Source organism: Streptomyces mirabilis, assembly GCF_018310535.1.
Taxonomy (GTDB): Bacteria; Actinomycetota; Actinomycetes; order Streptomycetales; family Streptomycetaceae; genus Streptomyces.
This window is the reverse complement of sequence record NZ_CP074102.1, coordinates 501,292-519,525: the sequence shown is the minus strand read 5'-3', so window position 1 is coordinate 519,525 and position 18,234 is coordinate 501,292. Positions and strand designations below refer to the sequence as shown.

The 18,234-nt window shown below is 71.4% G+C and carries 17 protein-coding genes and 1 pseudogene; 10 read left to right on the top strand and 8 right to left on the bottom strand.

Annotated elements, in window-relative coordinates; translation table 11 throughout:
• Nucleotides 1–39 precede the first annotated feature (39 nt).
• Nucleotides 40–1,221: a glycosyltransferase gene (locus tag SMIR_RS02345; RefSeq protein WP_168501434.1), complete on the bottom strand. Its 1,182-nt coding sequence runs from the start codon at nt 1,219–1,221 to the stop codon at nt 40–42.
• A gap of 559 nt (nt 1,222–1,780) precedes the next feature.
• Here SMIR_RS02345 and SMIR_RS02340 point away from each other — a divergent pair.
• Nucleotides 1,781–2,177, top strand: a pseudogene (locus SMIR_RS02340) (alpha/beta hydrolase); the annotation flags it as partial.
• Between the two features lie 12 nt (nt 2,178–2,189).
• Here the strand turns inward: SMIR_RS02340 and SMIR_RS02335 are convergent.
• Nucleotides 2,190–2,672 (bottom strand): MarR family winged helix-turn-helix transcriptional regulator, encoded by a 483-nt coding sequence (locus SMIR_RS02335; RefSeq protein ID WP_348774764.1) that lies wholly within the window; start codon nt 2,670–2,672, stop codon nt 2,190–2,192.
• A gap of 181 nt (nt 2,673–2,853) precedes the next feature.
• Here SMIR_RS02335 and SMIR_RS02330 point away from each other — a divergent pair, with 181 nt between their 5' ends.
• Together SMIR_RS02330 and SMIR_RS02325 are read left to right on the top strand one after the other, a co-directional pair.
• Complete coding sequence (locus SMIR_RS02330) at nt 2,854–4,389, top strand: MFS transporter (RefSeq protein ID WP_422664388.1); 1,536 nt, start codon at nt 2,854–2,856, stop codon at nt 4,387–4,389.
• Nucleotides 4,390–4,558: 169 nt separating this feature from the next.
• Complete coding sequence (locus SMIR_RS02325) at nt 4,559–5,260, top strand: SDR family oxidoreductase (protein ID WP_168497779.1); 702 nt, start codon at nt 4,559–4,561, stop codon at nt 5,258–5,260.
• A gap of 49 nt (nt 5,261–5,309) precedes the next feature.
• Here SMIR_RS02325 and SMIR_RS02320 read toward each other — a convergent pair whose 3' ends face one another.
• Nucleotides 5,310–6,692 carry a VWA domain-containing protein gene (locus SMIR_RS02320; protein ID WP_168497781.1) on the bottom strand — a complete coding sequence of 461 codons (1,383 nt, stop codon included), beginning with the start codon at nt 6,690–6,692 and terminating at the stop codon, nt 5,310–5,312.
• Nucleotides 6,689–7,546, bottom strand: a complete 858-nt coding sequence (locus SMIR_RS02315; protein ID WP_168501437.1) for an AAA family ATPase — start codon at nt 7,544–7,546, stop codon at nt 6,689–6,691. Before SMIR_RS02315 ends, SMIR_RS02320 begins: the two co-directional genes overlap by 4 nt.
• Nucleotides 7,547–7,704: 158 nt before the next feature.
• On the opposite strand from SMIR_RS02315, the gene SMIR_RS02310 reads away from it, so the two are divergent.
• A complete protein-coding gene (locus SMIR_RS02310) occupies nt 7,705–8,274 on the top strand; it encodes a TetR/AcrR family transcriptional regulator (protein WP_168497783.1) in 570 nt (189 codons plus the stop codon).
• A 9-nt stretch (nt 8,275–8,283) separates the two neighbouring features.
• Here the strand turns inward: SMIR_RS02310 and SMIR_RS02305 are convergent, their stop codons facing one another.
• Both SMIR_RS02305 and SMIR_RS02300 read right to left on the bottom strand, forming a co-directional pair.
• Nucleotides 8,284–8,637 (bottom strand): SCO4225 family membrane protein, encoded by a 354-nt coding sequence (locus SMIR_RS02305; RefSeq protein WP_168497785.1) that lies wholly within the window; start codon nt 8,635–8,637, stop codon nt 8,284–8,286.
• A gap of 154 nt (nt 8,638–8,791) precedes the next feature.
• On the bottom strand, nt 8,792–9,874 hold the full coding sequence (locus SMIR_RS02300; protein ID WP_168497787.1) for a beta-ketoacyl-ACP synthase III: 1,083 nt from the start codon (nt 9,872–9,874) through the stop codon (nt 8,792–8,794).
• A gap of 308 nt (nt 9,875–10,182) precedes the next feature.
• On the opposite strand from SMIR_RS02300, the gene SMIR_RS02295 reads away from it, so the two are divergent.
• Together SMIR_RS02295 and SMIR_RS02290 are read left to right on the top strand one after the other, a co-directional pair.
• Nucleotides 10,183–10,764, top strand: a complete 582-nt coding sequence (locus SMIR_RS02295) for a dienelactone hydrolase family protein (RefSeq protein WP_168497789.1) — start codon at nt 10,183–10,185, stop codon at nt 10,762–10,764.
• A gap of 10 nt (nt 10,765–10,774) precedes the next feature.
• On the top strand, nt 10,775–11,635 hold the full coding sequence (locus SMIR_RS02290) for a DinB family protein (protein ID WP_168497791.1): 861 nt from the start codon (nt 10,775–10,777) through the stop codon (nt 11,633–11,635).
• Here SMIR_RS02290 and SMIR_RS02285 read toward each other — a convergent pair.
• Together SMIR_RS02285 and SMIR_RS02280 are read right to left on the bottom strand one after the other, a co-directional pair.
• Entirely contained in the window at nt 11,610–12,776 is a 1,167-nt protein-coding gene (locus SMIR_RS02285) for an acyl-CoA dehydrogenase family protein (RefSeq protein ID WP_212726375.1), read from the bottom strand. The two genes, SMIR_RS02290 and SMIR_RS02285, sit on opposite strands and share 26 nt — an antisense overlap.
• A gap of 58 nt (nt 12,777–12,834) precedes the next feature.
• Entirely contained in the window at nt 12,835–14,037 is a 1,203-nt protein-coding gene (locus SMIR_RS02280; protein ID WP_168497795.1) for a CaiB/BaiF CoA transferase family protein, read from the bottom strand.
• Nucleotides 14,038–14,228: 191 nt separating this feature from the next.
• Between SMIR_RS02280 and SMIR_RS02275 the strand changes: the two genes are divergently transcribed.
• The 4 genes from SMIR_RS02275 (at nt 14,229) to SMIR_RS02260 (ending at nt 18,196) form a co-directional block, all read left to right on the top strand.
• Nucleotides 14,229–15,182, top strand: a complete 954-nt coding sequence (locus SMIR_RS02275) for a LysR family transcriptional regulator (RefSeq protein WP_212726374.1) — start codon at nt 14,229–14,231, stop codon at nt 15,180–15,182.
• 170 nt (nt 15,183–15,352) lie between these two features.
• A complete protein-coding gene (locus SMIR_RS02270; protein WP_212726373.1) occupies nt 15,353–16,231 on the top strand; it encodes an HTD2 family dehydratase in 879 nt (292 codons plus the stop codon).
• Nucleotides 16,232–16,292: 61 nt separating this feature from the next.
• Complete coding sequence (locus SMIR_RS02265; protein ID WP_168497801.1) at nt 16,293–17,195, top strand: helix-turn-helix domain-containing protein; 903 nt, start codon at nt 16,293–16,295, stop codon at nt 17,193–17,195.
• On the top strand, nt 17,192–18,196 hold the full coding sequence (locus SMIR_RS02260) for an SMP-30/gluconolactonase/LRE family protein (RefSeq protein WP_168497803.1): 1,005 nt from the start codon (nt 17,192–17,194) through the stop codon (nt 18,194–18,196). The genes SMIR_RS02265 and SMIR_RS02260 overlap by 4 nt, the downstream gene beginning before the upstream one ends.
• Nucleotides 18,197–18,234: the final 38 nt, after the last annotated feature.

The window sequence follows — 18,234 nt, the reverse complement described above, 5'->3', positions numbered from 1 at the left end:
CAGGGCGCCCCCGGGGGCGCCCCTTCCCGGCGGGTTCTCTCAGAAGGGTTCCGGGAGAGGCACCCGGCCCGACCTGCTGCGCACCTGTTCGATGAGCGCGGCGTACGCGGCGATCATGCGGGTGCGGCTGAACCGTTCGCGGCTGAGGGCAAGGGCCGGTGCGAACTCGGCGCCCCGTGCCACCGCCTCGGACCAGGCCAGGGCGATCGCTTCGGGATCGGGCGGGGTGAGGAAGCCGTGCCCGGTCACGATCGAGGCGCTGTCGCCGACATCGGTGGCGACCGGAACTGCCCCGCACATCATGCCCTCGATCAGGCACAGCGGTGCCGCCTCGCCGCTGGCGGAGGTCAGCGACACCACGTCGGCGGCCGCGTAGACGGTCTCCATGTCGTGCCGTACGCCGAGCAGGGAAAGGCGGTCGGCGAGCGGGGCGTCCTCGCCGAACGCGGAGGCGATGTCCTCACGCAGGCAGCCGTTGGCCCGCGTCATGCCCGCGCCGCACATCAGGACGTGGCCGTCGGGCTGCCGGCGCAGCCAGGCTCGGGCCGCCCGGAGGAACAGCGGTACGTTCTTCATCGTGGCGTAGCGTGCCGCGAAGACGATCACGGGCGCACGCTCCGGGACGCCCAGGGACGTTCGCAGCTGAGCGCGCCTGAACGGGTCGGGACGGAATCGCAGCAGATCCACGCCGTTCGGGATGACGTGCAGCAGGCCGGCCGGGATCCCGGCCGCGGCGTACGCGGCGCGTGTCGACTCGGCGCAACAGATCCCGGCGGCGATCCGGCCGTCGGCGACCGCCGTCCGCAGCTCGTCCAGGGCCGCCCCCTGGTTCTCGGGGTCGGAGCGGTGCAGACAGACCACGACGGGCCGCCGGGGCAGACCGGCCTGGTTGAGCAGGCCCAGTGGCTGTTCCTTGAGGGACAGGATGACGTCCGCGGCGGCCACCGCCCGCGTGGTGGCGGCCAGCTCCGGCCCGGTGAACGCCTCGGGGCCGCCGGGTGCCCCGGGGGTGCGGCCCAGCGAGGTGACCGGCACACCCGCCGCGGTCAGTGACCGATAGCAGACGTCGTCCTCCATCCGCTGCCGGGTCTCCTCCCGATACATTTCGCCATTCACGCTCAGCACCGCATGCCGCTGGCCACCCTCGTGGAGCCCCAGCACCACATCACTGTGCACGATCCGGGCCCCGCCCGAGAAGAATCCTTCATAGATCGACAGCACACGCAGTTCGTCCATCACGCGCACCTCTTGGCCCGTCTCGCAGAAAGGGAGGAAACCTTTTCAACCCCTGTGATCTGCGGGTTCTCCGCTATGGACACAGGAGAAACTTGCGAGCCTGTGAACTCGTCGTTTCGAATTCGGACACGATTGGTTACGGCGTACTGTTCGGTTGATCAGCCGGATGAAGACGCAGAGGTCGCGGGCCTGGCGGCCGTTCTCACACCAGCCGACTGGTAAAAAACAGGCCAGAAATTTCCTGGCCCGGGGATGCGTGACACGTAGAATCCGCGACCCTTCGGCCGGGCCGCCGGGCCGCCGGGCTGCGGGCGTCCGGCGACGCTGATCGTCAACGCGGTCGAGCTCGACCACGGCCACTTTCGTGCCGGACTTCTCCGTGGCGAAGGACAAGTCCGTCGGCGCCCCGGCCGAGCCTTCTCCGGCGGGGCGGCGACCACGTCGGCGGCGTCACCCGCACGGTCCGCACCGCCGTCGTGCGCAGCGGTGACGTCATCGCCCTCTACGCGGGGCTGGACGGTGCGGCCGCGGCGACGGAGAGCCCATCCGCGGCGCGGGCCGGGTGTCCGGCAACGCCCACACCCACGACCGCCCGGTCCGCGAACTGGCCGTCGGCGCCGAGGCCGCCGTGGTCTTTCCCGAGTTCGACCTCTCGCCCGAGGCCCGCTGTCCCGTGGCCATCGAGCAGAGCTACGCGGTGGAGCGCGGCGATGTCCGGCTACTTCCTGCGCCGCGACGGCATGCAGTGGTTCTGGGACCAGGACGCGACCGACGAGGCCGAGCGCGCCCAGATCACCGCGTCCCCGCTGCGCGCCACCACCGATCAGCTCACCGGCCTGCCTCCGGCCCTGGTCATCACCGGCGAGGCCGACACCCACGCCGCCCGTGCGGCCACCGCTCAGGCGGTCGGCGTCCTGCGCACCGCCCTCGGAACCGCCTGACCCGTCCGGGGGTCAGGAGTCCCGGCCGTCCTTGGCGACGAACAGGCGCGAGAGCAGGCCTTCGAGGGTGGACCGCTCGGCGTCAGTGAGTGAGTCGAGGGCCTGGTGGGTGCCGTGCATGCCGTCACGGATGCTCGACACGGCGGCTGCCCCGTCCTCCGAGAGGACGACGTTCTTGACCCGCCGGTCGGTGGGGCTGGGTTCGCGGTAGACGAGGCCGCGGGCCTCCAGTCGGTCGATGATCCCGGTCATGTTCGAGGCGTCGCAGCGCAGTGTGCCCGCGAGGGCCCGCATCGGAGCCGGGCCCTGGCGCAGCACGTTGAGCGCCTTGGCCTGGCTGTAGGTGAGGCCGTGCGCGGCGGCGGCGCTGGTGAGATCCGCGTAGAGGCTGACCATCGACGCCCAGAGGGTGTCGAGAAGCATGACGTTGGAGACGGCGAGGGGTCCGGCGTCGGACGCCTCGGTGGAGCGGCTCGTTCCAGATGTCGCGGACATGGACCCAGGGTAACCCGAAACTTGACTACCTCAATCTTCGATGCTTACCTCTATCGAGTTACTTGAGGACCTCAAACTTCAATGTTCTACAGCTTTGCGGACTTCAAGTTTCGCGGCATCACCCTCCGTGATTGCTCGACGCCCTGACCAACTCGACGCCCTGACCAAACGGAAGAACACCGTGACACCCACAGATCGCGTGGCGCCCGGGCGCCCCACCGGCGACCTCTCACTCGTCCTGGTCCTCGGCCTCGCGGCCATGATCGTCTCGATGATGCAGACCCTCGTCGTACCGATCCTGAGCATCATCCAGAGCGACCTCGGTACCACCACCGCCAACGTCAGTTGGGTCACCACCGCGACCCTGCTGTCCGCCGCGGTCTTCACCCCGCTGCTCGGCCGGTTCGGCGACATGCACGGCAAGAAGCCCACGCTGATCGGGGTTCTGCTGTTGATGATCGCCGGTTCGGTGCTGGCGGCGACCACCACCTCGCTGCTGTGGCTGATCGTCGGGCGGGTGCTCCAGGGCGCGGCCACCGCGATCTTCCCGCTCGCCCTCTCGGTCCTGCGCGAGGAGATACCACCGGCGAAGCTGCACGGCGCGATGGCGCTGGTGAGCGGCACGCTCGCGGTCGGCAGCGGACTCGCCCTGGTGGCGGCCGGACTGCTCACACGGGGCTCGGATCCCGACTACCACCGGGTGTTCTGGCTCGCCGTGGCGCTCGCGGCCCTCGCCCTGGTCGGCGTCGTCCTGCGCGTCCCCTCCTCACGCTCGACGACCGGCGGCCGTACCGACTGGCTCGGCGCGGGAACGCTCGCCGCGCTGCTCGTCCTGCTCCTGCTGCCGATCTCGCAGGGGCACGAGTGGGGCTGGTCCTCCGCCCGCACCGTCGGCCTGTTCATCGCCGCGGTCGTCATGGCGGCCGTCTGGGTCCTGGTCGAGCGCAAGGTCCGCGCGCCGATGGTGGACATGGGGATGTTCGCCCACCGTCCGGTGCTCTTCACGAACCTCGCCGGCCTCTTCCTCGGCTTCGCGATGTTCTCCCAGTTCATCGGCGTCGCTTACCTGGCGCAGATGCCGAAGGAGCTCACCGGCTACGGATTCGGCGCCTCGGTGCTGCGCGCCTCCGTCGAGTACCTGCTGCCGACCACGCTGATCTCGCTGCTCGCCGCACAGTTCGGCGGGATCCTCGTCGGGCGGATCGGGGCGCGGTTCACTCTCGCCGTGGGCGCCGTGTTCGGTGTCGCCGGCTTCGCGTGGCTGACCCTGGCGCACGACACCTCCGCGTCGATCATCCTGGCGGGCCTGCTGATCGGTGTCGCGATCAGCTTCGGCTACGCGGCCATGCCCGCGCTCATCGTGGCGAGCGTGCCGCACCACCAGACCGGCATCGCCAACGGACTCAACTCCATCTCCCGTTCCGTCGGCAGCGCGATCGCCAGTGCCGTGATCACCTCGCTGCTGGCGTCCAAGACCATCCAGCACCTGCCGGCCGGCGCGCCCGCGCTGCCCGCCGAGAGCCAGTTCACGCTGAGCTTCGCGATCGCCGGAGTCGCGTTCGTGCTGATCGTGGCCGTGGCGCTGGTCGGTCTGACCAGGGGGGCGGCCCAGGAGCACACGGTCGAGACGAAGGCCTCCGCCACCGACGACGATGCCGTCACCGAGGACGCCGCGGCGGGCGAGGCTGTCGTGGAGACGGCGGGCGTCACGTCCTGATCCGGACACGGTCAACGGCTCGCCCCGTCCATCGGGGCGAGCCGTTTTCGTGTCCGCTCCCAGCCCCTACCTGCCCCCTTCGTGCCTCCCGCCTTGCCCTTGGAAACCGATCGGTTTACTCTTCGGGTGAAGGGAAACCGATCGGTTTCCCGTGGCTTCGGGAGTTCTCATGACATCCATCGAAGGTTCGGTCGTCCTGGTCACCGGCGGCAGCCGCGGCATCGGCCGCGCGCTCGTGCAGGACCTCTACGAGCGCGGCGCGTCGAAGGTGTACGCCACCGCACGCGACCCGCGGACCGTCACGCACCCCGACGCGGTGCCGCTGGCGCTGGAAGTGAGCGACCCCGCGTCCGTCGCCGCGGCCGCCGAGCGCGCGCAGGACGTCACCGTCCTGATCAACAACGCCGGCGCGTCCGTGAACGCGAACTTCCTGGACTCGCCCGTCGAGGACGTCCGCCGTGAGTTCGAGACGAACTTCTTCGGCCCTCTCCTCGTCACGCGCGCCTTCGTGCCGATCATCGAGCGCAACGGCGGCGGGCACATCCTCAACGTCCACTCGGTGCTGTCGTGGGTGGGGCTCCTGGGTTCCTACAGCGCCTCCAAGGCGGCCTTCTGGTCGCAGACCAACTCCCTGCGCCTCGACCTGAAGCCGCGCGGCATCGACGTCACGGGACTCCATGTCGGTTACGTCGACACCGACATGGCCGCGAAGGTGGACGCGCCGAAGTCCTCGCCCGAGAGCGTCGCGGCACAGGCCCTCGACGGCATCGAGTCCGGTGCCTTCGAGGTGCTGGCGGACGACCTCTCCCGGCAGGTCAAGGCCCAGCTGGCCGAGGATCTGGGCGTGATGTACCCGCAGCTGGTCGCGTAACGGAGGCAGGGAGACGGGGCGGCCGGTCCCGTTCTCCGTCCCCCGGCGGTCACACCGGCAGCAGTCGGCCGATCAGCCCGCTGAGTTGTCGTACGTTGCGGCACTCGTGCATCTCGACGAGCCCGGCGTACTCGGGCGCCGCCGAGTCGCCCGTACCCCACTGGGAGAGCGGCTCGGGGTTCAACCAGTAGACACGGCGGGCCCGTTCGGAGAACCGCCGGACGGCCGGCAGATTCGGGTCGCCCATGTTCGTACGGGCGTCCCCGAGGACGAACACGGTCGTGCGCGGCCCCACCGCGTCGACGTACCGCTCGGCGAACTCGCCGAACGCGACGCCGTAGTCGCTGCTGCCGTGCCAGCCCGTCAGCGTCGCCTCGGAGCGGATCCGGGCACCCAGCCCCTCCGGATCGGCCGCGCCGTGCACGAGCAGGCCGGTCACCTCGTCGATCCGGTTGACGAAGGCGAACACCCGCACCTTGCTGAACTGGTCGTGCAGCGCCTGCACCAACAGCATCGTGAAGTCCGAGAAACCCGCCACCGAGCCCGACACATCGCACAGCAGCACCAGTTCGGGCCGGACGGGGCGGCGCCTGCGCAGCACCGGCCGCATCGGCACCCCGCCCGTGGACAGCGAACCGCGCAGGGTCCGCCGCAGGTCGATGGTGCCGCGCGCGGCCCGGCGACGGCGTGCGGCGAGCCGGGTGGCCAGCTTGCGCGCCAGCGGCTGCACCGTCCTGCGCAGCTCGGCGAGCCGGTCCCGCCCCGCGAACAGGAAGTCGACCCGGTCGGCGGTCGGGGCCACCGCCCGCCGCGCCAACTCGTCCCGGCCGCGCCGCTCGGCGACCCGGCGTCGCGCCTCCGTGGCGACCAGCGCGCGGAACATCTCGATACGCCGCCGGATCTCGTCCTCCAGCAGCCGGTCGGCGAACCCCGCCGCGCCGTCCTGGCGCGCCCGGACGCTGTCACGGACGCGCGCCATCAGCGTCTGCGGGCGGAGCCGGTCGAGCGTCTGGTACGACGACCAGCCGTCCGACCCCGGCGAGGAACCGTAGCCCCCGAAGCCGTCCACCGCCTCGATCGCCAGCCGCTCCAGCGTCTCCCGGTCGCCGGCGGCGAGCGCGGCCGCGAGCCGGTCGCGCAGCTCCTCCCGGTCGGCGGCGAGAGCGTCGCTCTCCTGCCCTTCGGACATCGGTGCCCCGACGAGACGCGGGAAGTACAGGTCGAAGACGGGGTCGAACACCCGGCGCTGCCCCGTGCCGTGCAACAGCGTGGCGGCGAGGCCCTCACGCAGCAGTTCCCGGTCGGTCAGGCCGAGCGCCGCCACCGCCTGCGCGGCGTCCACGGTCTCGCCGGTGCCGATCCGTACGCCGTGTGCGCGCAACGCGCCGACCAGCCCCGTCAGCCGCTCGGCGACGCCCGTCGGCGCGTTCACATGGCGTCCAGGTCGAGCTTGGCGGCCGCCTTGAGGATGTCGTCCTGGTGCTTGAGGAGCACGCCGAGGCTGTCACGTACGACGGTCTCGTCGAGGGTGTCGGCCCCGAGCGCGAGCAGGGTGCGCGCCCAGTCGATCGTCTCGGCGACCGAGGGGACCTTCCGCAGGTCCATCTCACGCAGTGCGCCGACCACCCGCACCACCGACTCCGTCAGCGTCGCGTCCAGCCCCGGCACCTTCAGCCGTACGATGCGACGCTCCAACTCCTCCTCCGGGAAGCCGATGTGGAGGAAGAGGCAGCGGCGGCGCAGCGCCTCCGACAGCTCACGGCTCGCGTTCGAGGTGAGAACCACGAAGGGCCGGCTGGTCGCGGCGATCGTGCCGAGCTCGGGGACGGTGACCTGGAAGTCGCTGAGCACCTCCAGCAACAGCCCCTCCACCTCGACGTCGGCCTTGTCGGTCTCGTCGATCAGCAGCACCTTGGGATCGTCGCCGCGGATGGCGGTCAACAGGGGGCGCGCCAGCAGGAACTCCTCGCTGAAGATGTCCGTGCGCGCCTCGTCCCACGTCTCGTCGCGGCCCGCGCTGATGCGCAGCAGTTGCTTGGCGTGGTTCCACTCGTACAGCGCCCGGGACTCGTCGACGCCCTCGTAGCACTGAAGCCGGACCAGTCGCGCCCCGGCCACCTGGGCGACGGCCTTGGCGAGTTCGGTCTTGCCGACCCCGGCAGGGCCCTCCACCAGCAGCGGCTTGCCCAGGCGGTCGGCCAGGAAGACCGTGGTCGCGACCGCGGGCGAGGCCAGATAGCCGGTCTCGGCGAGACGCGCCGAGACATCGTCGACGGATGTGAACAGCAACGGGGCCTCCAGCGCGGCACGGCGGGGTGGGACACACTGTCCGATCGTCACTATCCAAGCGCTTGTTCAGTCGATGTGTCACGTGTGATTGCGCCCACGCGGCCCGGGGAGACCGATCGGTTTCCCAATCTCGTCCCGCGCGGTAGCCTGCCCTTATGGCCACTACAGACAAGGCGTCCACCAGGGACCGGTTGCTGGACGCGGCGGCCGACCTGATCTACCGCGAGGGCGTATCCGTCGGCATCGAGGCGCTGTGCCGGTCGGCCGGTGTCTCGAAGCGGTCGATGTACCAGCTCTTCGAGAGCAAGGACGACGTCCTGGCGGCAAGCCTGGAACGGCGGATTCCGCGGTACGAGAAGCAGCTCGCGCCGGATCCGGAGGATGCCGGGACGCCGCGCGAGCGCATCCTGGGCATCTTCGAGCGGATGGAGGCGGCCTCGGTGCGGCCCGAGTACCGCGACTGCCCGTTCCTCGCCGCGCTCGTCGAACTCAAGGACCCCGGGCACCCGGCGTCGGTGGTCGCGGGCGGTGCGAAGGGGCGTATGAAAGAGGTGTTCCGTGCGCAGGCCGAGCTGGGTGGTGCGCGTGATCCCGAGCTTCTCGCCCGGCAGCTGATGCTGGTCTTCGACGGCGCGAGCGCCCGGGCCGGTGCCGGGATCGAGACGCTGGAAGGGCTGACCACGACGACGGTGACGGCGCTGCTGGATGCGGGCGGGGTGAAGTAGGCGGGCCCTTCAGGCGCTGGGCGCGGTACCGGGGAACGGCTGGCGGAGCCTGCGGACGACGTGGCCCATGAAGGCGGCGTTCGCGAGGGCGGCGAAGGCGATCCCCGCGAGGTAGAGGGCGGTGAACAGGCCGGTGCTCGTGCCGGAGAGGGTGCCGTCGGGCAGGAGGGTGTACAGCAGGCTCAGCGGGGCGGTCAGCAGCCAGGGCACCACGGCGGCCATGGAGGCGTCGGGGTGGTCGACGAAGAGGGCATCGAAGAGGAAGTAGCCGGTCGCGGCGGTGACGGCGGCCAGGTAGACACGGGAGAGCCAGTTGTCCGTGGCCCGGATGAGTGCGGTACGGGTACGGCGCGAGATGTTCATGATGTCCTCCGTCGGGTGAAGCCGGTGGCACGGTCCCCCTCTTCGTGTGGGTGCCGGAGGGGTGTTGACATCACGATGGCGGCCGCGTCCGCGAGCGGGCATGAGTACGACTACTCATCCGATCCGACTGCTGCACTCAGGTGGCATACGGGTGTCACGGCCGCGGTCCGTTCTGACAGGGCACCGGCACCGGAGCCGGGACTGTGGCCGGGCGGTGCGCCGCGGGGACCGGGAGAGGCTGGTGGACCGGCACCGCGGCCGGCCATGACAGGGCGATGGAACCCCAGGTCAGGCCCCCGCCGAAAGCGGTGAGCAGGCTGCGCTCGCCGGGCCGTACGAGGTCACGTGCGGCGGTGTCCGCGAGGGCGAGGGGGATGGAGGCGGCGGCGGTGTTGCCGACCTCGGCGATGTTCCCGAAGCGGTGCGGGGTGCCGATGCCGAGCCGGTCGCCCACGGCGTCGAGGATCCGCTGGTTGGCCTGGTGGCCGACGAAGGCACGCACCGACTGCGGCGACCAGCCGGCCCGCTCCAGCACGAGCCGCGAGGAGGCGGTCATCCGGTGCACCGCGTGCCGGTACACCGTACGGCCCTGCATCCGGAAGTACCTTTGCGAGCGTGGGAGTTCGCCGTCGGCACGGGGGCGGCGGGAGCCGCCCGCGGCCACCGTGATCAGTTCGCCGCCCGAGCCGTCGCTGCCGAGGTCGACGGCGCGCAGCGCTCCCGGCTCCGTGGCCCCGCCCTCGCGCAGCACGACCGCCCCGGCCCCGTCCCCGAAGATCACCGCGGTGTCCCGGTCGAGCGGGTCGATGATCGATGTGTACACCTCGGCGCCGATCACGAGCGGGCGGGCGCAGGTCCCGGACGCCATCAGGGATCTCGCCACCGTGACCGCGTACACGAATCCGGAGCAGACCGCCGAGATGTCCATGGCCGGTACCTCGCCGAGCCCCAGGCGATGCGCCACCTCGGGCGCGGTCGCCGGGCAGGGACGGTCCGGCGTCGTCGTCGCCAGCAGGACGAAGTCGGCGCCGTGCCCCGCGGAGTCCAGCGCGGCCCGTCCGGCGGCCACCGCGAGATCACCGGTACTGGTGCCCGGGTTCACGATCCGGCGCCGTGTGATGCCGGTACGGGAACGGATCCAGGTGTCCGAGGTGTCCAGCCGGGCGGCCAGGTCGTCATTGCTGACGACACGCTCCGGCAGGCATGTGCCGATCCCACAGACCACAGCAGCTGACATCACAACCACCTCTCCCCGCGTCGGCTGCCGGTCAGCAGCATGGTGCTCACCTAACCCGTTGTGGATCAACAGGGACAAGTGCGCTCAGGGGGCGTGCACTTGGGCAAAGAAGCACTCCACCGACGTGCCGCGCATCCGATGGACGAAGTGCGGAATGCCTTGCTCCGGGCGCCCGTCGAACACCACGCCCGCCCACCGGAGGAGGTGTTTGGCGTGGGTGCGCGGCGACCGCCGGGCGATGTCAGTGCCTCGGTCCATACTCGGTCCCGCGGAGTCACCTGGGCTGCGCACCGACGGAGGGGGCCGACATGGCTGAAGTACTGCTGTTCCACCACGCGCTCGGACTGACGCCCGGCGTGCACGCGTTCGCCGAGTCGCTCAGGGGAGCGGGACACGCCGTCCACGTGCCGGATCTGTATGAAGGGCGGGTCTTCGAGAACCTGGAAGAGGGCGGCGCGCACGCCCAGGGCATCGGGTTCGGCACCCTCGTCGAGCGCGGCCGGGCCGCCGCGGCCGAGCTGCCCGCCGAGCTGGTGTACGCCGGTTTCTCGCTGGGCGTCCTGCCTGCGCAGTACCTCGCCCAGACCCGGACCGGCGCGAAGGGCGCGCTGCTGTTCCACTCCTGCGTCCCGGCCTCGGAGTTCGGCGGCGACTGGCCGCAGGAGGTCCCGGTCCAGATCCACGGTATGGAGGCGGACGAGTACTTCGTCGACGAGGGCGACCTCGACGCGGCCCGCGCCCTCGTCGAATCGGCCCCCGACGCCGCCGAACTGTTCCTCTACCCCGGCAAGCAGCACCTGTTCGCCGACAACAGCCTGCCGTCGTACGACGAGCACGCCGCCACCCTGCTCACCCGGCGCGTGCTCGTCCTCCTCGACGGCATCGAGTAGGGGCCCGCCCATGGCAGCGGCACAGTACGGTCCGCACCGGTGGTCGGCGGGGGAGTACGACAGCGACCACACGGACGCGCTCCGCGGTGCGCGCTTCGCGGTCGCCGACCTCACCGCGACGACCTTCGTCGACTGCGACCTGAGCCGGGTCAAGATCGTCGATTCGTGGCTCGTCGACGTCGACGTGTCCGGTCACGTCAGCAACTTCGTCGTCAACGGCGTCGACGTCACCGCGTTCGTGGCCGCCGAGCTGGACCGACGACACCCCGAACGCGTGCAGTTGCGGGGCATGCGGACGGCCGACGACCACCGCGCGATGTGGGACACGATCGAGCGGCTGTGGTCGGACGCGGTCGCCCGCGCCGAGCGGCTGCCCGATGCGGCCCACCACCAACGGGTCGACGACGAGTGGTCGTTCGTCGAGACCCTGCGCCACCTCGTCTTCGTCACCGACGCCTGGGCGTGTCGTACGGTCCTCGACGAGCCCCTGCCGTACCACCCGCTCGGCGTCCCCCAGACCGCGTATCCGCGCGCGGACGCGGCGGCCCTCGGCATCGACCTGGCCGCGCGTCCGTCGTTCGCGGAGGCGATGTCGGCGCGCGCCGACCGCATGGCGCTGATACGCGGCCTGGTCGACGCTCTCACCGACTCCGAGCTCGAACGGCCCTGCACACGGACGCCCGCGCCCGGCTACCCCGAGGAGACACACACGGTCGGCAGCTGCCTGGAGGTGGTGATGGACGAGGAGTGCGAGCACCTCCGCTTCGCGGTGCGTGACCTGGCGACGCTGGAGGTGGCGAGCCAGGGCCGGGTCCTGACCGGCTCGCGGGCGGGGCGGGACCGGCTCACGCGTCCAGCCCACCCCGCTTGACGAGCTGGCGCGCGATCACGTTGCGCTGGATCTCGTTGGTGCCCTCGCCGACGATCATCAGCGGGGCGTCCCGGAAGTAGCGCTCCACGTCGAACTCGGTCGAGTAGCCGTAACCCCCGTGGATGCGTACGGCGTTGAGGGCGATCTGCATGGCGGTCTCGGAGGCGAACAGCTTGGCCATGCCCGCCTCCATGTCCACGCGCCGGCCGGCGTCGGCCTCGCGCGCGGCGTGCAGGGTGAGGTGGCGCGCGGCGGAGAGGGACGTGGCCATGTCCGCGAGGTAGTTGCCGATCGACTGGTGCTGCCAGATGGGCTTGCCGAAGGACTCCCGTTCCTGTGCGTACGCGAGCGAGTCCTCCAGGGCCGCCCGGCCGACGCCGAGAGCTCGGGCGGCGACCTGGAGCCGCCCGGTCTCCAGCCCCTTCATCATCTGGGCGAACCCTTCGCCCTCGACTCCGCCCAGGACGGCGTCGGCCGGCACGCGGTGGTCCTCGAAGGACAGCTCGCAGCTCTCGACGCCCTTGTAGCCGAGTTTCGGCAGGTCGCGGGAGACGGTGAGCCCGGGGCCGTGCTCGACGAGGAGGACGGAGATGCCCCGGTGGGCGGGGGTGGTGTCCGGATCGGTCTTGCACAGCAGGGCGATCAGCCCGGACCGCCGCGAGTTGGTGATCCACGTCTTCGAGCCGTTGACCACATAGCCGTCCGCGGTCCTGCGGGCGAGAGTCCGCATCGCCTGGAGGTCGGACCCGCCGCCGGGTTCGGTCAGAGCCATCGTCGCCCGGACCTCGCCGGTGGCCAGCCGCGGCAGCCAGCGGCGCTTCTGCTCCTCGGTGCCGAAGTGCAGCAGCAGTTTGGCCACCACGGTGTGGCCGCCCATCGCGCCCGCCAGGCTCATCCAGCCGCGGGCGAGTTCCTCCGTGACGAACACATAGCAGGAGGTGGAGACCGGTGTACCGCCGTACTCCTCGGGGACGGCGAGTCCGAAGACCCCGAGCTTCTTCATCCGCTCGATCAGGGCTTCGGGGTAGGTGTCGGTGTGCTCGAGTTCTCGGACGACCGGCTTGACGTCCTTGTCGACGAACTCGCGCACGGCGGCGACGACGAGCCGCTCGTCCTCGGACAGGATGTCGAGAGTGCTCATGCTGTGCCGCTCCTTGGGGGACGGGCGAGGAGGAGAGAGGAAGCGCCGGGCCGGGGATTCAGACGACGCCGTCGGCCCGGAGGGCGTCGATGTCGGCCGCGCTGTGTCCCAGCGCGGCCAGGATCGTGTCGGTGTGCTCGCCGACGGCGGGAACGGCGTCCATACGGGGAGTGACCCCGGCCAGGTCGACGGGCGGCAGCAGCGCGGGCACCGGCCCCGCGCCCCCGGGCAGTCGTACGTCCTGCCAGCGGTCGCGCTCCTCGAGTACGGGGTGGGTGAGGAACTCCTCGACCGTGTTCACACCGGAGTTGGCGATGGCCGCCGCGTCCAGCAGCTTCATCGCCTCCTGACTGTCCAGCGTGCGGAACCGCTCGGCCACGATCGTGTTCAGCTCCTCCCGGTGGGACACGCGGTCCGAGCCGGTGGCGAAACGCGGGTCGTCGACGAGGTCCGGGCGCCCCAGGAACCGCTCGCACAGCGCGGCCCATTCGCGCTCGTTCTGGATCGAGAAGAGCACGTCCTTGCCGTCGGCCGCGGGGTAGGCGCCGTACGGGGCGATGGTGGCGTGCTGGGTGCCGAGCCGTGGCGGCTGGGTGCCGCCGTGGCGTGTGTAGTACGCCGGCTGTCCCATCCACTCCGCCAGCGCCTCGAACAGCGAGACCTCCACTGCGCGGGCGACTCCCGTGGTGGCGCGCGTGAACAGGGCGGTGAGAACGCCCGAGTAGGCGTACATCCCGGCCGCGATGTCGGCGATCGACACCCCGGCCCGGGCGGACCCGTGCTCGTTCCCCGTCAGGGAGACCAGCCCGGTCTGGCACTGCACGAGCAGGTCGTAGGCCTTGCGATCGGCCCAGGGCCCGCTGGTCCCGTATCCGGAGATGGTGCACGGGATCAGAGACGGGTACCGCTCCCGCAACGCCGGGGCGTCCAGCCCGAGCCGGGCGGCCGCGCCCGGCGCCAGGTTCTGTACGAAGACGTCGGCGCCGGCGAGGAGCCGTTCCAGAACGTCCCGGCCCCGGGCCGACTTCAGGTCCAGGGTCAGGGACTCCTTGGAGCGGTTGAGCCATACGAAGTAGCTGGACTCGCCGTGCACGGTGGTGTCGTAGCGACGGGCGAAGTCGCCGCCTCCCGGGCGTTCCACCTTGATCACCCGGGCGCCGAGGTCGGCCAGCTGACGGGTGGCGTAGGGCGCCGCCACCGCCTGCTCGACGCTGACGACGGTGATACCGGAGAGCGGAAGCGCTTCGGAGAGCTCGGTCATGGGGCGACCTCCAGAGGCTGGCCGGGAGACCGCGGCGACGCGGCCGTGATGCCATCATGGTCGCTCATGGAGGCCTCGGTGAAATAGCAAGACCTGATGGCTCCATGCTGGATGCGGATACGGATACGGATGAGGGCGCCGCCGAAGGTGCGGAGGCGCGTGCGGGGGCAACGGATGCACGGGAGGCGGCGGTGGACGTGAAGCAGCTCAAGGCGCTCGTGACCGTCGCCGAGGTCGGCAGCGTCACGCGGGCGGCGGAACTGCTGCACCTGGTCCAGCCCGCGGTCACCCGGCAGATCCGCACGCTGGAGGAGGAACTCGGCGTCGCCCTGTTCGAGCGCACCCGCCAGGGCATGCGCCCCACCGAGGCCGGCACCCTCATGGTCGAACGCGCCCGCCGCGCCCTGAACGAACTGGAGCGGGCCCGCGCCGAGATCCAGCCGGCCCCGGGGGCGGTCACCGGCATCGTGACCGTGGGTCTCCTGGAGAGCGCGACCGACCTGCTGGCGGAGCCGCTGGTGTCCGCCCTCGCCCGCGGCCGGCCCGGCATCGAACTGCGCCTGATGACCGCGTACTCCGGCCATCTCCAGCAGTGGCTCGACGACGGCGACCTGGACCTGAGCCTGCTCTACAACCTGGCCAGCACCCCGTCGCTGAACGCCCATCCCCTCGTCCGCGAGCACCTGTGGGCCGTCGCGCCGCCGGACGGCGGCCTGCGCCGCGACCGGCCTGTTCCCTTCGCGCGGGTGGCCGCCCACCCGCTGGTGATGCCCACGGCCGGTCACGCGCTGCGCAGCCTCATCGACGCGGCCGCCGCCCGTGCCGGAGCGAAGCTGGACGTGGCCGTGCAGACCAACTCCATGCGGGTACAGAAGCGGCTCGTCCTCGCCGGTCACGGCTGGACGATCCTGCCGGGCGTGGGCATCGCCGAGGACGTCGCCACGAGCACCCTGAGCGCCGCGCCGCTGACCGAGCCGGACGTGTGGCGCTCGATCGTCCTCGGGATGCCGAGGACGGGGCGTACCCCACCGGCCGTCGAGGTCGTCGCCCGCGAGCTGACCCGCCAGGTCCGCACGGCCGTACACGAGGGCAGATGGCCCGCCGCACAGTTGCACGCACAGGGCGTGGCGACCGAGGGGGAGTGAGGTGCGAGCGGGGCGGGGGAGCCGGGAGAGCCGATACGGCAGACAGGGCCGGCGGGGCCGAGCGAGCCGGGGAAGCTGACCGGGCGGACCGGGCTCTCATACCGGCGGGCTATAGACGCATCAGAACCTTCTATTGTCCAACTTCGTTCATCTGCGCACATGATGGAGGAATGCACCGCACCCCAGGCCCGCTCCGCTCCTACGTGGAGACGTGGGCCCCCGAGGCGGTGACCGACGTGGACGACCTGTCCGCCGCCCCGGTCGCCGCGCTGTCGACCCTCCTGGACGAGCCCGCACCCGCCGCCACCACCGGCGACCCCCTGCCGCCCCTGTGGCACTGGCTCCACTTCCTGCGCTGGCCGGCCCAGCGGGACCTCGGAGTCGACGGCCACCCCCGGCATGGGCACTTCCTCCCGCCGGTCCCCGACCGGCAGCGGATGGTCGCCGGAGGGCGGTGCACGGTCGAGGAGCCGCTGCGCCTGGGCGAGCGCGCCGAGCGCGTCAGCAGCCTGGGGGCCGTGACCGCCAAACGGGGCAGGAGCGGCGAGCTCCTCTTCGTGACCCAGCGCCACGAACTCCGCCAGCGCGGCCGCACCTGTCTCGTCGAGGAACAGGACCTCGTCTACCGTTCCGGCCGCACCTCGACTCCCCACACCCGGGCGGCGCTCGACCCCTCGGCGGCACCCCGGCCGGACGGCCACTGGCACCTTCCCCTGCACCCCGACCCGACCCTGCTGTTCCGGTTCAGCGCGCTCACCGCGAACGCCCACCGCATCCACTACGACGCGCCCTACGCCCGGGACGTCGAGGGCTATCCCGGGCTCGTCGTGCACGGCCCGCTCCTGGCCCTCCTGATGCTGGAACTGGTGCGCCGCGACGCCCCCTCCCGGCAGGTCCGTTCCCTTTCCTACCGGCTGCGCAGCCCCGTCTTCGCCGGCGAACACCTGCTGGCCCGCGGGACGCCCCGCGACGACCGCGCCGACCTGTCCGTCGCCACCCACCGGGACGCCGCGCACGCCACGGCCGAGGTGACGTTCACCGAGCGCTGAGCCCTCGGGTATCCCGATCAGGGTGTGGTTGGCCCTCGCGGGGGAGCCCAATACTCGGCGCATGGACGGAAAACGACAGCTGGGTGAGTTCCTGCGGGTGCGCCGCTCGCAGCTGCGGCCCGAGGACCTCGGCGTGGTCACGTACGGCGAACGCCGTCGCGTGCCGGGACTGCGGCGCGAGGAACTGGCCCGGCTCGCCGGGGTGAGCGAGTCGTACTACGCGCGGCTGGAGCAGGGGCAGTCCCAGGCCTCCCCGGACGTCCTGGACGCGATCGCCCAGGCACTGCGGCTGAGCGAGGCCGAACGACGGCACCTGCGGGAGCTGTCCGCCGGAGCGCGGCGCCGGCCCCGAACGCGCCGCCCGGCGCCGGAACGGGTCTCACCCGCGGTCGCCCAACTCCTGGGTGTGCTCTCGGAGGTGCCCGTGGTGGTCACGGGCCGGTACAGCGACGTACTGGCGTGGAACCACGCCGGGCACGCGCTGTACGCCGGACACCTCGACCCGGACGGCCCGGACCGGCCGGGCGACCGTCCCAACATGGCCCGGCTGGTGTTCCTCGACGCCCACACGCGCGATCTGTACGCGGACTGGCCGGCCAAGGCCAGAGCCGTCGTGGGCACGTTGCGCCTGGCGTCCGGGCAGTACCCCGACGACCCGGCACTCGCCTCGCTCGTCGGCGAACTGACTCTCAACAGCGCCGAGTTCACGGCGATGTGGGCCGACCACCGGGTCAAGACCAGCGATGTCGCGGTCTACGCGATGCGGCATCCGCTGGTCGGCGCCATGGACGTCACCCAGCAGACGCTGCACACCGAACACGGACAGTACGTCGTCGTCGCGACCACCGAGGCCGACTCGCCGTCCCGGGCCGCCATGACCCTCCTCACCCACAGCACGGCGGCGGCCGGCCCGTCCGCCGTGCGCCCGAAAACCATCGCGAAGGAAACAGCGAAAGAAGCATGAGAAAGAAACTGACCGCACGGAAACTGACCGCACTCGCCTGCACGGTCACGGCCGCCGGAATGACCGCAGTGACCGCCCTCACCGCGTCCCCCGCGGCAGCCTCCACCGGGCCTCTCGCGAAGCCCCGTATCGCCGCGCACTTCGACCTGGCACGGGGGCAGACGCCCGAGAACATCGCGCTGGAGCCCGACGGTACAGCTGACGTCACCTTCGCGGCCGCCCGGCAGGTGGCCGCCGTCAGCACGGCGGGCGCGACCCGCGTCCTGGCCACCCTGCCGGCCCCCGCCGACGGCGGAGTGCACACCCCGGTCCTCGGCTTCGCCCTGACCACCGGCATCGCCCGCGCCCACGACGGAACGCTGTACTTCCTCTACGCCACCGGCACTTCGGACCTGACCGGCCTGTGGCGGCTGCGCCCGGACGGCACCCCGCAGCGCATGGCCGCCCTCCCCGCGGACGGTCTGCCCAACGGACTGGTGCTGGACGAACACCGCGGCAGGCTCTACATCGCCGACTCCGTACTGGGGAAGATCTACACCGTCCCCACGAAGGGTTCCACCGACAGCGAACCGGCCACCTGGTCCGCCGCCCCCGAACTCGCCGCGACCGGCTTCCTCGGCGTCAACGGTCTGAAGATCCACGACAACGCGCTGTGGGCGACCAACCTCGACCGGGGCACCGTGCTGCGCATCCCGTTCGGCCCGGGCGGCGAGCCCGGCCCCGTCCGGACCCGGGCGACGGATCTCACCGGCATCGACGACTTCGCCTTCACCGGCCACGGTGACGAGATCCTGGCCGCGCTCAACGGCCCCGACACGGTCGTACGCATCCGCCGCGACGGCACCTCGTCGACGGTACTCACCGCCGCCGACGGCCTGCAGAACCCGACCTCCGTCGCGCTGCGCCGAGGCACGCTCTACGTGCTCAGTGCCGCCTACACCACGTCCACCGACCCCAACCTGCTGCTGGCTCCCGCGTCGATCGGAAGGAGCCGGAAGTAGTTCGTCCGAGTCTCAACTCCTCGAGCAGTGCCCGCGCC